Genomic DNA, 14,871 nt, shown 5'->3' with positions numbered 1-14,871 from the left:
CACGGTGAAAAATACAGGAACACAAGTGAGTGTACCAAGGAGGCCCATCCATGAACAAAATCACGTTCCCGTTCGATACGCGGAACAAAGAGCACGTAACCGATCTCCAGAACGGTTTGATCTGGCTGCTGGAGAGAAACATGTTTCGGTTCGATGAATCGGACCGTCGGTTTTTCGTGGAAGGGCTGCGTTCCGAACAAGCGGAAAGCTCCTTTTCAGATATAACCAAGAAGCTGGTCGCCATATTCCAGGAGGAACGTGGCCTTCCGGGTACCGGGACAGTGGATGAGCGTACGGCCGTCATGCTGAACTCCGTATTGGAGGAAGCCGGGGCGTTCGGCGAGAGTCAGGCCTACCAAACCGGCGGCCGCGTCACAAGCCATGTCAGCACGGCTGTCGGCGGGTTGAAGGTACAGATCGTGGATAAAAACGTCGGCCGTGACGATGCGCCTATTGTCGAGACGTTTACCGACGAGAACGGCAGCTATCAAGTCTCGTTCACGGAGACGGATCTTCTTCGGCACGATATCCGTAAATCGCTTCCCGACCTGCAAGCCAAAGTGTTCGGGGAAGACAATGCGTTCCTCGGGGCTTCGGAAGTTCAGTACAATGTCGCCATCGCAAAACAAGTGACGTTGGACGTGCAACTGGGTGATGAAGCGGTTTCCGCAATGAAGTCCGAATATGAGACGATGCTCCGGAGCTTATCCGGACACTTCGGCGGGCGGCTGCGCGATTTGAATGAAAAGGACGGCCGTCAGGATATAACGTATTTGGCGAATAAGACAGGCTGGGACGCCCGTGCGGTTGCGCTGGCCTCATTGGCCGACCAATTCAGCGCCGATACGGTGGAAGGGAATGCGTATGCAATCGACCCCGCCTATTTCTACGCGCTCTTTCGGGCGGGAGTTCCGGCACAAGCGGAATCGATCTACCAGATCGGCTTATCGACAGTGGAGCAGGTGTGGAAGCAGGCGTTAACTGAAGGCATGATCCCGAGCTATTTGGAAGGACAATTGCCTACCGCGTTGGAGCGGTTTCAACAGCTCTCTCGGAATAAAATGTTGGACAGAAATGCCTCGATCGGTCTATCTCCGCTTAAGGAAATCGTATCGGTTTCGCTCGGCACGGATGAGGGCCCATTGAACCAATTTGCAAGCCTTTACACAGAGCATTCGGGTGATGAGGAGCGGTTCTGGGAATCGGTAAAAGCGACGTTCGGAGAAACGCTCGAGAAGCGGTTGAAGCTGGACGGACAATTAGCCGGCCTCACCTATAACAACGCTCCGCTGATGCGTACATTGCACGAAACCGTTCACGCCGACAATGGAATCTCCGATATCCGGCAGTTGATGGATCAAGGCTTTTATCGAAAGGATGCATGGATGCGTGCGATTGGGGCGAGTCCGGTCCCTTCGGAAATTTCCGGAGAAGGCGAGCTCCAGCGCCGCGAACGATATGCCGAGCTGTTAGCGGTGAGGATGCAAATGAGCTTTCCGACAGATGTCGTCGCCGGTATGATCCGAAACGACGAAACACCCTTGGCTGATATTCGGCTCAAGGATGAGATTCATGCCTTCTTTAACGAACAAGCGGGAAAATTCGAGCTTGCGATGCATCCCATAGAGAAATATATTGAGCAGCACGATATTCGGCTTTCGGAGAGTGCGACGAAGGAAATATTACGTATACAGCGGGTCAATCAGATCGCACCGACTTATGAATCGATGAACAGGATGCTGGCTAAGGGATTCGATTCCGCCCGCTCGGTCGTTCAATACAAAAAGGATGATTTTGTCCAAATGTTCATGAACGATTTGGGCGGCGAGCGGGATGCCCTGAAGATTTATGAAAGAGCGATGCAGGTGAATCATACGGTTGTGAACATGATATTATCTTATGCCACAACCCGGAATGCGCCCGGGATCGGCGCACACAGCGAGCCGCGGTATATTAATCCGAATCCAAATGCATCCGACGTTCTTGCGTATCCTGCGCTGGAAGCTCTATTCGGCAATATGGATTATTTCGCTTGCGAGCAGTGCAGATCGATTCACGGTCCGGCCGCCTACTTGGTGGAGCTGCTGCGTTTTCTGGATCGTTCCGTTGTGCCGGGAGGGTTCCACAATCCCCAGACGGTTCTGCTGGAACGCCGCCCGGAGATCGAGCATATCCCGCTGGACTGCGAAAATACGAACACAACGATTCCGTATATCGATCTTGTCATTGAAACACTGGAATTTTATATCGTACACGGACTGAATTTGACGGACTTTACCGGAAACGGTCCGCAAACGCAGATGATCAGCGACAAGGCCTATGAGATTGTGGCCGGCAAGCCTGTTCTTGAGGGTGGAGCAGCGCCGCTTCTCCCGCCTTCGCTGCCGTTCCATCAGCCTCTGGAAAATCTGCGCTGTCATTTGGAAAAGTTTGAGCTGTCGCTACAGGAAGTGATGGAAGCTTTGCGGACAAGCGATAGTCTGGAGCGTGCAGATGAAGATGCATTCGGCTGGAGAGACATATGGATGGAGGAGCTTCGGCTATCCCGTGCGGAATATGCACGTCTCACTGATCGGACGTTGTCGTTGAGTGCGGACAATACGTTGAATTTGAGACTTCTGTACGGGTATTCGGAGGCCGTAACGGATCAAGAGATGATGGCGGAGCTGTCGAATCCGTTGCAATTTACGCGCCGTCTTGGGCTTACCTACGAAGAGCTGAACGAGCTGCTGATGTGCCGGTTTATTAATCCGTCTCTTGCGATCATCCCTAAGCTGGAGCGGCTGGGAGTTTCTTTTGACACGATAAAAAAGTTTAAGGAAGGGCTGCTCACGGACGAACAGTTCGAGCAGCAATTGGCGCCGGCACTTGACGTATCCGAATATGGCGGCGATATGAAGGCATGGGTCCGTACCCATTACGATAGCATCATGGGACTGATTACGCTGATGAACGAGGAAGGCAAGGAAGATTTATCCGATTACGGTAAAATGGCGTTCCGATACACCGATCCCGGCAAACAGAACATAACGGATTTCATCCGGCCGTTCGAATTTATTCGCATGATCCGGTTCATCCGGTTGTGGCGGAAGCTGGGCTGGTCGATGGAACAGACGGATAAGGCGATTGCGGCGCTGTACCCGGCGCATTTGACGCCAAACGATCCCGACGACCTGCTGAATTTGCAAAAGCTCGACGAAGGCTTTCTCGTACTGCTGCCGCGCCTTGGTATCGTAAAGCGAGTCATGAATACACTTAATCTCAATGCAAGCAAAGATCTGCTGCCTTTACTGGCATGCTTTGCTTCGATCGATACGTACGGATCGTCTTCGCTTTACCGGAATTTGTTTCTCAGCCCGAGTAAGGTAAGGCAGGACGTGGCGTTCACCGACAACGGGTACGGCGGTTATTTAACCGGTTCGGAAAAGCTGCTTGCGCATCGGGAAGCGCTGCGGGCAGCGTGTCAGCTTACGGATGATGAGTTTGTGCTTATTGTGGGGGCGCTTGGCTACGATGCCGACACCCCGTTGAATCTGGTGAACGTCTCCTCCGTGTACCGGAGAGGGTGGCTGGCTCGCAAGCTGAGACTTAGCGTGCAGGAGCTGCTGCTGCTCATTCAGTGTACAGGCACCGACCCGTTCGCTGCACCTGATCCGGTACATCCGCAAATGCTGCAGCTTATCGGGCTCATCGAGCGTCTGCGCGAGGCTCCCCTTAAGCCGTCCCAAGCATTGTATTTGATTTGGAATCGGGATATCGGCGGTTTGCAATCGCCCGCAGCCAGTGAAATGACGGCGATCGCCCGTACCCTCCGTAACGGGTATGCCTCGATAGACAACGAGTTTAACATCGCCGGGGACCCTGACGGCCAAATAGCAAAATCCAAGATGGCGCTTGTATACGGCATCGAAGCGGTAGACTGCTTCTTCGGAATTATTGACAACACCGCCGTTACGAAAATCAGCTACTCCCACGACACGACAGTATTGCAGCAGGACATAATCGATACCGCGGCCGGACATTTGGCTTATGACCCTCTTCGCAAGCAGCTTGCATTTAACGCAGGCGTCATGCCTGACGACATGCGTGATGAGCTTAAAAGTTTGCCGGACGCAAGCGATCGTTTCAAGAAGGCGATCGATGAAATTCACCACAATTCTAGAGTTTTGTTCAAACGCTATCCTGAGCTTTACAGACGATATAACGAGTATGTCTCGAGCTCATATCCCCTTGAGATCAGAACCGCCGAATTATTCGCCAGCTTGATGCTCGATCTCAAGCCCGTTTATAAGCGTCAATACGCCCTTCAGACCGTAGCTACGGTTGCAGGCTCCGATTCCGATACGGCAGCTGCCCTGCTGGATCATGCTTCCGTTCTGCATGCAGCCGACGATGTTGGAGCATCTGCGTTACAAGACTTTATCGCGATGGAGACGCCGGGCTTGTCGGTCCAGTTTTACCATCGGGAGACGATTGGCGAAAACGACGAGGCGGATCATATCAGCCCGGCCGAGGGTGTGCTGGATTTGGCGTTCACCGCTGCGGATGGCAGCCGCATTTCGGCAAAGCCGACGCCGGCGTCCGTTATTTCAGGTATCTGGAGCGGCTACTTGGAAGCGCCGGCAGCCGGTTTTTACAATTTTCTCATTGAAGCCGACGCGGACGCTATGGTCACCCTTACGATTAGCGGCGAGAAGATAGCGCTTGATTTGGATCAAGACGGCGTGACCCGATTTAACAGCGAGCCCATCGAATTCAAGGGCGGAGCATGGGTTGAAATTTCTCTCAAAGTAGAGAAAGTGAAGGACCGGCTGCGGGTACGATGGGAAACCAGTGACAAAGGCAGAGAGATCATTCCGGCCCCCTATTTATACCCGCAGGCTTTGGTCGATCGCATGCAGGCCGATTATGTTCGATTCCTTAAAGCCAACGCGCTGATGTCTGTCCTGAAGCTTACTACGGCGGAGTTCGCCTGGATCGCCGCTAGTGCGGAATATCGGATCGAGGAGCGGGTTGGAGACCTGCCGGAGAAGACCGGCTGGCTGAACAGCTTGCCGGTTACGGGGAACCCGGACTCCGAGACCTCGGCATCGCTTCTTGACGTTGTGCACGGACTCCTTGATTACTCCGTTCTTAAAGCCGAGCTTTCGCCGGGCGATGAACGGCTCTTATCCGTACTGAAAGAGGTCGAGGAGGGCAAGCCCGGTGCTGGCTCACGTTACCCGGACAGCTTGCTCTATAAGCTGGCTCGCTGGGAGAAGGACTCACTCGATGCATTGCTTACACGATTCAACCTCACCTTAAACGAGCTGTCTCGATTTGATCATTTTCGAACCATTTATGATGCCTATCAGCTTCTAAAAAAGCTTCGTGTTCCGGCATCGACGCTGATCCATGCAGCAACGAACGAGCCGGACGGGACCGTCGTGCGCAATCTGAACGCCGCGCTTCGAGCCCGATACGACGAGGAGGAATGGACAAATGCCATTCAGTCGGTAAACGACAAGATGCGGAAGTCGCAGCGCGATGCGCTTGTTGCCTATATTCTCCACCAGATGATTCAGAAGAAGGACTCGGAACATATCGACACGCCGGAGAAACTGTTCGAATACTTCCTCATGGACGTAGAGATGGAGCCCTGCATGCAAACGACACGAATCTTGTTTGCGACCGCGGCGGTGCAGCTGTTCACGGAACGGAGTTCGATGAACCTGGAGGAACGCGTGTCCCCGTCATCGATAGATGCCAAGCTGTGGGAATGGATGAAGCGGTACCGGGTGTGGGAAGCGAACCGCAAGGTATTCCTCTATCCGGAAAATTGGCTGGAGCCCGAACTGTTAATGGATGCATCTTCGCTCTACAAGGAGGCGCTTAGCGGACTGCTGCAGCGGGATATTACGGAAGAAGCGGCCCAAGCCGTCTATTTGAACTATTTGCAGCAGCTCGATGATTTATCTCAGCTGGAGCCGTGCGGCATGCATTATGTTGAAAACAATCCGGATCAAGGCAGCGGTGATATCATTCATGTTGTCGCCCGCACGTCGGATGCAAGCCGCAAACACTATTACCGCCGCAAAGAGCACCGTGCTTGGACATACTGGGAGGAAATTCCGTTTAACATTCAAGGCGCTTCTCCCTTGCCTGTCGTGTGGAACGACCGTCTGCTGCTCGTTTGGCTGGAGCTCCAAAATATTTCCGGTCAAGATGGAGGCGTATATCCTGAGATCCTATTGTGCTTAAGCGAGTTTTATAACGGAAAATGGCTGCCTGAACGAAAAATAACCGCGAAAAAGCTCGGCAAGCATTCCGGACCGCTATCTCCATCCTTTTTTCCTTCATCGATGCAGTGGCGAAAGGATACCGATCTCGTATTTCGCATCCGTTATCTCGGCGATTGGCTGATCCGATTGCGCAGCGTAACCGGTCAACCCAATACAATAGAAATCGGTGAGTCGGAGTCGAAAAAATTCAACATAACACGTACCGTTCATCATACTAGCGACGGGCTGGAAGTATGGTATTTTGCCCTATACGGGGATAAACCGTACTCTGTGGTGCCCAATCCGTTTGGCGGAGCCGGAGGGAGTAATGCGATTTCCAGAACGGATACGATCCTTAAGATGGGGGAGAGCCAGGGAGGTCCATATCCAAACGATAATGGGTCTCTTCAGGCTTACAATGAAATGGACGGGCAGCTTGCTTCATGGACGGCGCCATATTTTGTCTGGGATACCCGTCACGTTTTCCTGGTTCATCCGGAATGGAAGCCTGCTTCCAAATTTCTTCCTTCTAACGTTTTCACACCTAAAGTATTGCCCAAATTAATATTTGACGATGCAAATACGATTCCTGCCAAACGGTTCAAGCTGCCCGACATGGCTTTACAAATAGATCCGGCGTGGACCATCCGATTCGGAGACCAAGAGATTGGCCCCCTCGGAACCTTGGTAACGAATTTAACCCGGAGTCGATAGGAGGGAGACGTCCATGCCTAATCTGAAAGATCTGTATTCCGAGATGCTTCAACAGGGGATTTGGAAATATATAGGGGAACAAGCGCTTCAAGTGGCTGCAAAGTCTGCGCTAAAAGACTCGCAAATTACATATACGTTTGAACATTTTTTTCATCCTTTTGTCGGCAAGCTGAAGGAGAAGCTGCTTCAAGACTCGGTCGCCGGCATGCTCGATCCGAATTTTCTGCAATCGCTGCATGTTGACGATTTTGAACAAACGTATAAGCCGGTAAATAAAATCGGAGTAAGCAGCGTGAAAAGCTTTCCGAAAAGCATCGATGTTCGTGCAGGCGGTCCGTACGCGAACTATAACTGGGAGTTATTGTTTCATATTCCGCTTGCGATTGCCGTGCATCTAAGCAAAAATCAGCGGTTCGCCGAAGCGCAAAGCTGGTTTCATTTGATCTTCGACCCTACCGACCGTGAGCCGGATGCCAAGAAGAAGTATTGGAAATTTATCGGTTTCCGGCCGGAGAACGATCCTACCGACATTTATAACGTGATTAATCTCTTTTCCAGTACCGATCCGGAACATCAGGAGCTGAAGGAGTCCATCCTTGACGGCTACAAAGATATGCTGCAGAAACCGTTTCAGCCGCACGTGATTGCAAGAACAAGATACGTCGCCTATAAGTACAATGTGGTCATGAAATATTTGGACAATGTAATTGCATGGGGAGATTCGTTATTTTTACAAGATACGCGCGAGTCCGTCCAGGAAGCAATGATGCTGTATGTCATGGCGGTCCATATTCTTGGAAAACGTCCGCAGCGCAAGCCTTCGCAGGGTCATGTTCCTCCATTGACGTTTAAACAGCTCAAGGACCGGCAGGGTGGCTTTGACGCGATGGGCAATATGGCGGTCGAGATGGAAGGGAAGATCCCGTTCAACTTTGGCAGCCGGAATATCAAGGGCGCTGATCCCGACGCTTTAGAAGCTCTATTCGGTACGGGGCGAGCCATGTATTTCTGTTTCCCGCCGAATGATAAGATGCTTCGCTATTGGGATACGGTAGCCGATCGGCTCTTCAAGATTCGCCATTGCATGAATATGGAAGGCGTGGAGCATCAACTGGCTTTGTTCGATCCGCCGATCGATCCGGGCTTGCTTGTGAAAGCGGCGGCGGCCGGATTAAGCCTCAGCTCGGTGATCGGCGGACTGAATCAGCCGATGGGGCCCGTTCGCGCTTTGCCGCTCATGCAGAAAGCGCTGGAGCTTTGCGCCGAGGTGCGAAATTTCGGCAATGCGCTGCAAACCGCTATTGAAAAAGGCGACGGGGAGAAGCTTGTCTTTCTTCGGCAAGAACACGAGGTCAAGATTCATCGGATGTCGAAAGACGTTCGATTCCTGCAGTGGAAGCAAGCGGAGGAGGCCACTGTCGCTCTGCAAAGAAGCAGTAAGATCGCGTTAGAGAAATTCCGCTATTATAACCGGCTGATTCAATCAGGTCTCGATGCGAACGAGATCGAAGCCAAAGGATTCGATCAAGACGTAACCGAGGATAACTACACAGGGCAATGGATCGCGCAAGTCTTAAAGAACGGAATGCCCGTCAAGGTGCCCGATTATTTGGACACGGCCATCAAAGGCGACGGCAAGTTAGGCCTGCTGGTTGGAGAATACGATTCGTTAAATACGTACAGCGAATGGTCGAAGGGATTGAAGCTTGCAGCCGCAGGTACGGCGGCCGTAACTTCGGGGCTTTCCATGATACCCAACATTTATATGGGTACTGCATTTAATAGTGTGGAAATGACGGGAGGAGCTTTTATAGCGGAATCCGGCAAGTTTGCCATGGCTGGAATCCATATCGCAGAGGCGATCAACGATCAGAAAGCGCACGATGCCATGAAGAAAGCTGAATACGAGCGCCGCGCCAACGAGTGGGTGTTCGCGGCCAGAACGGCCGCTCTGGAATTGGAGCACATCGGAAGACAAATGATTAGCTCCGCCATCTCCGAGCAGTATGCCAAACATGAATATAACAATACGGATGAGCAGATCAAATCGCAAGAAAACATTAAAAATGAACTCGCGAGCAAGTTTACCAATGAGCAGCTATACGTATGGATGCAAGGCGAGCTCACCCGCCTCTATTACGAGTATTACCGGTTCGCCTTCGACATCGCCCGCAAGGCGGAAAAGACGATGAAGCATGAATTGATGCGTCCGGAAGTGGATGCCATCGATTACATCAAGTTCAACTATTGGGACGGCGGACATAAAGGGCTGCTATCCGGAGAAGCGCTATATCTAGATTTGAAGCGGATGGAGACGGCATACCACGAGAACGACAAGCGTGAGTACGAATTGACGAAGCACGTTTCGCTGCGGCAGCTTGATCCAATGAAGCTGCTTGAATTGAAAACGACCGGCCGCTGCGAGGTCGTCGTCATTCCCGAGTGGTTGTACGACCTCGATGGCGCGGGGCATTACATGCGACGGATCAAATACGTCAGCTTGTCCATTCCGTCCGTATCCGGGCCGTATACCAATGTAACTTGCACGTTAACGCTGCTCAGAAGCACGATTCGAACCTCTCCACTGCTGCAGGACGACAGTTATGCTCGCCAGGGCAGCGAGGATACGCGGTTTACGGACTATTTCGGAGCGGCCCAATCGATCGTGACCAGCAGCGGTACGAACGATAGCGGCATGTTTGAAACGAATTTGCGCGACGAGCGATTTTTACCGTTTGAAGGGGCCGGCGCGTTGAGTACTTGGAAGCTGGAACTGCCGCCCGAGTTCCGTCAATTCGATTACAACACCATCTCCGACGTCATACTGCATATCCGGTACATGGCAAGACAAGGCGGAGGGCTGCTTCGCAATAAAGCTTATGAGGATCTGAGAGACAAGGTAAGCGAGGCCAATACGTCGGGGCTGGTGCTAATGCTCAGCCTAAGGCATGATTTCCCGAGCGAATGGCACCTGTTCACCACGCCCGGAAGTACAGCCAAGTTTAAGGGAACGATACGTAGGAATTATTTTCCCTACTTCACAAGTGGTAAGACGATCCATATCGACGAAATACGTCTCGCGTTGATCGATGTCGACGAGGTAAAGTCGTCCAAAGCGGATGAACTCAACTTGACCCAGTTGACCACGGAGTTAACGGACCATGGGAAATTCGATATGTCATTGGATGAAAGCGACGTCTTGAAACGTGAAGCACAAAGTAATGTATTCGTGTTGATTAAATATTCGTTGCAGTAAGCTTATTGTTGGCATTGAGGAATAGATGTGACGGATTTGAGAATGCTTATATATAGATGCCAATGTCAGCTTCAGCCAATGTATCTGAATTTTCCTTGAAGTCATGATGGCCAGCGAAGCGGAAGTATATGTTTATTTACGCTTCATTTGCCTGAGTATGAAGCGCTTGAGCGATTCCCTTTACTGGATCTAGTTGATTTAGAAGTCATTGATAATCGGCGAATACTATTACATCTAGCGATTGTCAAATTTACTTATTCCACACATGTAGAATCGTTAATATTGATGGTTCGAAAATGAGATGTGGCAGGTTCGCTTATAGTATTGAAAAATCGTTTGTCTATATAGTACGTGAATTACTTGTTTTATAGAGTAGCATTGGGAAGAATATGCTATAGATTTATTCTATATAAGCACCCAACTGGTGCTTATTTTTCTCGTGGAAAAAAGCAGGGGAATTTTCGTATTCGGACGAATAAGTTATTAATTATTGGAGGTGGTTCTCTTGAACGATAAAACTTTTTCTTGGAAAAGATTCTGGTGTCCTCGAACAGGTACAATCAATTTATCCGATGGAGGTTACCTCTACAATCCTGATTCGGAGTTTGGGCATATTTATAATGAGCATGTTGTTCCTTTCGATAAAATATCAGAGGTTCCTTGTTTAATTTTATTGGGGGAACCGGGCATCGGTAAAACCGAGGCTTTACGAAGTATTGAGAATTCGGAAGAAAATCTTACTCTCAAGATTGATCTTCGTTCGTATGGAACGGAAGACCGCTTAGTCCGAAATATATTTGAAAACCCTTTGTTTGAGGCATGCCTGAAAGGAGAGCATAATCTACATCTTTTTTTGGATAGTTTGGATGAATGCTTACTGCGGATAGATTATGTAGCGGTTTTGTTGGCAGAAGAGTTAAAAAAATATAAGACCAATCCAAACCTAAAGAATCTTTTTCTAAGAATCGCCTGTCGAACAGCCGACTGGCCGAGTCTACTTGAGCGAGAGTTATCGGATTTATGGGGAAATGATTGCATCCAGATTATGGAGTTGGCACCATTACGAAGAGTGGATGTTCATAATGCAGCAATTGAACTAGGTATAGATGCTGATAGGTTCATGAATGAAATATTGGAGAAGGAAGTAATTCCACTTGCAATTAAGCCGATCACGTTAAAGTTTCTTTTTAATCTTTATATACGACATGGTAACTTTCCATCTACACAAAAGGAACTGTATTTGCAAGGCTGTGAGCTTCTCTGTGAAGAAACAAATGAAAGCAGAGTTGCATCTCGGAATACAGGGAGTATGAGAGCCAAGGATCGTTTGAAAGTAGCCTCGCGGATTGCAGCCTTGATGGTGTTCTCTAATAAATTCGCTGTGTGGCGTGATATTAATTTTGGCGATGTTCCTGAGGAAGATATAACCATAAGTGATATTTCGGGTGAACATCCGCAGCAAAGAGATGCTTCATTAACAATTCCTGAATCAGAAATTCAGGAGACTCTTTCTACAGGTTTATTCTCTTCAAGAGGTTTGAATCGTTTTGGTTGGGCTCATCAAACGTATGCGGAGTTTTTGGCAGCTTTATACGTCTCTCAAAGTGAACTGTCTCCTGTACAAATTATGAGTTTGATTGAACATCCTCTTGATTCAGAACAAAAGCTTATTCCACAACTCCATGAAGTCTCAGCTTGGATAGCAACTATGAATGTAGACGTGTTTCGTCAAATCATAAAACGTGATCCACAGGTGCTTCTTCGAAGTGATGTGGGAAGTGCAGATACTGAGGATAAAAAATCTTTGGTGGATGGTCTTTTAGAGCTATATAATGCAGAAAAAATTAGAGACTGGGATTTTGATGAATATTTCTATAAATTGAATAACCCTATTCTTGAACAAGAAATTAAACCGTATGTGTTAGACCAACAGCGTAGTTATGTGGCACGGCGTGCTGCCATTCGAATAGCAAGAGCATGTAAACTAAGCGGATTACAGGATGATTTACTGAAAGTTGCGTTAGATCAGGATGAGGATTATCAAGTTCGAATCCAAGCAGGGTATGCACTGTGTGAGTTAGCAGATGAAGATACTAAAAGGCAACTGCTTCCATTAGCCAAATCGGAGGTGGGAGAAGATGCTGATGATCAATTGAAAGGTGCAGCACTAAGTGCACTTTGGCCTCAGTATATATCCGGTGAAGAACTATTTTCCATACTTACTATTCCTAAGCGTAGAAATTTCACTGGATCATACAGAATGTTTTTAAACTATGAAGTTCTCGATAAGATACAAATTAAGGACATGTCGGCTGCATTAAGATGGGTTCTAAAATATGCTGTCAATGATCGATTTGATTCTCAAATTGATGATCTAGTGTATGGGATTCTGAACAAAGCAGGTCAGTATTTGGATGTACATGACGTTCGTATAGCATTTACTGATATTATACGTGCAAGATTGGTACATTTCGATAACTTAAGTTACATCAAAGATTTGTTACAAAATCAGATTATACGCCGAACACTTCTTCTTTCATTATTGAACACAGAAGCTGAACAAGAAGTTATTCATTCATCCGCATTTTCTTGGCTCATTAAGTCAGAGGATTTCCCGTGGATGATTGAACAGCTACAGAATGATGTCATCCCGGAGCTTCAACAAAAATTGGTTACCTTGATAAAAAGGACATTTAATACGTCTAATTCCGAGCATGTGGAGTTGCTTTATTGTGCTGTTCAGAATAATAGAATGTTAGCTGAAAACTGCCAAGTTTTTTTTCAAAGTATCCTTTTAGACTCTGAACAAGCTCGTGAGTTAAAAGAGAGTTACATGAGGATAGCAAAATGGCAAGAGCCGAAAGATAAGTATCCACCAATTCATCCACCTGTTGATGAAAGAATCAGCCTGCGTTTGAATGAATTCGAGGCAGGGAATTTAGATGCTTGGTGGCGATTAAATTGGGATTTAGGAATTAAAGAAGAGAATAGATGTGTGAAGGAATATGAGCCTAATATAAAAGCATTACCAAACTGGAATAAGGTTAACGCTTATGATGAAGAGCGTATCGTGTCCGCTGCAAGGAAATATTTGTTTGAGAAAAATTCGGAAGCCGCCAACTGGTTTGGAACGGATACTTGGCATAGACCAGCTATGGCAGGATATAAAGCTTTAAGGTTGGTTTATGAGCAAGATTATGAATTTTTGCTATCTTTGACGTCGTCTCATTGGGAAAACTGGTCTCCAGTTATCTTTACGCAGTGGGTAACGTCAGAACTTGACGAAAGAACGATACATGATCAATTAGTCAAGTTAGCTTACATCAATGCACCTGATAGAGTAATTTCAGATTTGATGCAACTAATAGATAAAGAGAATCAACAGCATTCTAATGTGTTTATTATTAGATCAATGAAGGAATGCTGGGGTGCTCGATTAGGTGAAGTGGTTTTAAATAAGTTAAAGACTCAGAGTTTAATGCCCGAATCTATAAAGTGCTTACTAGATGATTTGCTACGACATCAAATAGACGGAGCAGAGGAATATGCTAAGTCTTTAATCAAGCCCGAATTATTAGTTGCTGAAGAATCTCGTAAGCTAGCCATAATTGCTGCTGCTGTGTTATTGAACAACTCTCGGAACATCGGCTGGGATACTGTATGGCCACTTAAAGAGTCTTATCCCGATTTTGTTCAAGATATTTTTCTTTCTTTTTCAAGTAGATTTGAAGGACACAAATTACTTCAAGCTTTGTCAGAGACGGTACTTGCTGATTTTTATATCTGGTTGGTAAAAAGATTTTCACATAAAGAAGATCCGAATCATGATGATGACGAAATGGCACATTGGGTGGGACCACGTGAAGAGATAGCTGATTTCAGGGACGGAATTTTACGCTACTTGTCAAACAAAGGGACATTAGAATCTTGCAATCAGATTGCACGGATAGTCTCGGAACTGCCAGAACTTCCGTGGTTAAAGTGGACACTACTTGAAGCACAATGGAGTGCTACTATAATTATGCAGTCGAAAAACACCCTCGTATGAAATAAAATGAAGATGACGAGGGGACGAGAGACAATGAAACGGTACGACAAAGTATTCAAAGATGAAGCAGTAAGATTGAGCGACGAGATTGGACCAAAGAAAGCTGCTGAGCAGTTAGGCGTAGCCTACCACACCTTGCAGGATTGGAGAAAGCGAAGAACTTTGCACGGCGACGGAGCGCATGTCGGAAGCGGACGTGCTTACCCATCTACCGAGAAGACTGCCCGTGAAATCGAATTGGAAAGAGAAATAGGCGAGTTGCGCCGCGCAAATGACATTCTCAAGGACGCACTCGGTTTTTTCGCATTAGACCGGAAGCGGTAAAGGCGTGCCAGCTCTATGCTTACATCCGTGAACGACGTGGCCGTTGGACCGTCAAGGAGATGTGCGAAGTACTGGCTGTCAGCGAATCGGGCTATTATCGTAGCTTGAAGCCAAGACCCAAACAAGAGCGGCAAGAACGCCTTCTGGTCAACATTAAAGAAATCATCGGGGAACATGAAGACAACAATAATTACGGTGTCCAGCGTATTTTGCTGGCGCTGTCACAAATAGATATTAAGACCAGCTACAGTACCGTCCGTCGGATTATG

At 48.1% G+C, this 14,871-nt stretch carries 4 protein-coding genes and 1 pseudogene; all 5 read left to right on the top strand.

Annotated elements, in window-relative coordinates:
• Positions 1–50: 50 nt before the first annotated feature.
• Positions 51–6,974 (top strand): neuraminidase-like domain-containing protein, encoded by a 6,924-nt coding sequence (locus KXG62_RS23450; protein WP_218094450.1) that lies wholly within the window; start codon positions 51–53, stop codon positions 6,972–6,974.
• A gap of 13 nt (positions 6,975–6,987) precedes the next feature.
• Positions 6,988–10,230: a Tc toxin subunit A-related protein gene (locus tag KXG62_RS23445; RefSeq protein WP_218094449.1), complete on the top strand. Its 3,243-nt coding sequence runs from the start codon at positions 6,988–6,990 to the stop codon at positions 10,228–10,230.
• A 505-nt stretch (positions 10,231–10,735) separates the two neighbouring features.
• Entirely contained in the window at positions 10,736–14,278 is a 3,543-nt protein-coding gene (locus KXG62_RS23440) for an NACHT domain-containing protein (RefSeq protein WP_218094448.1), read from the top strand.
• A gap of 33 nt (positions 14,279–14,311) precedes the next feature.
• Positions 14,312–14,602, top strand: a complete 291-nt coding sequence (locus KXG62_RS23435) for a transposase (protein WP_218094447.1) — start codon at positions 14,312–14,314, stop codon at positions 14,600–14,602.
• Between the two features lie 59 nt (positions 14,603–14,661).
• Positions 14,662–14,871, top strand: a pseudogene (locus KXG62_RS23430) (IS3 family transposase); the annotation flags it as partial.

The sequence above is a fragment of the Paenibacillus solanacearum genome, from assembly GCF_910593845.1.
Lineage (GTDB): Bacteria > Bacillota > Bacilli > Paenibacillales > NBRC-103111 > Paenibacillus_G > Paenibacillus_G solanacearum.
This window is presented reverse-complemented; position numbering and strand designations above follow the sequence as displayed.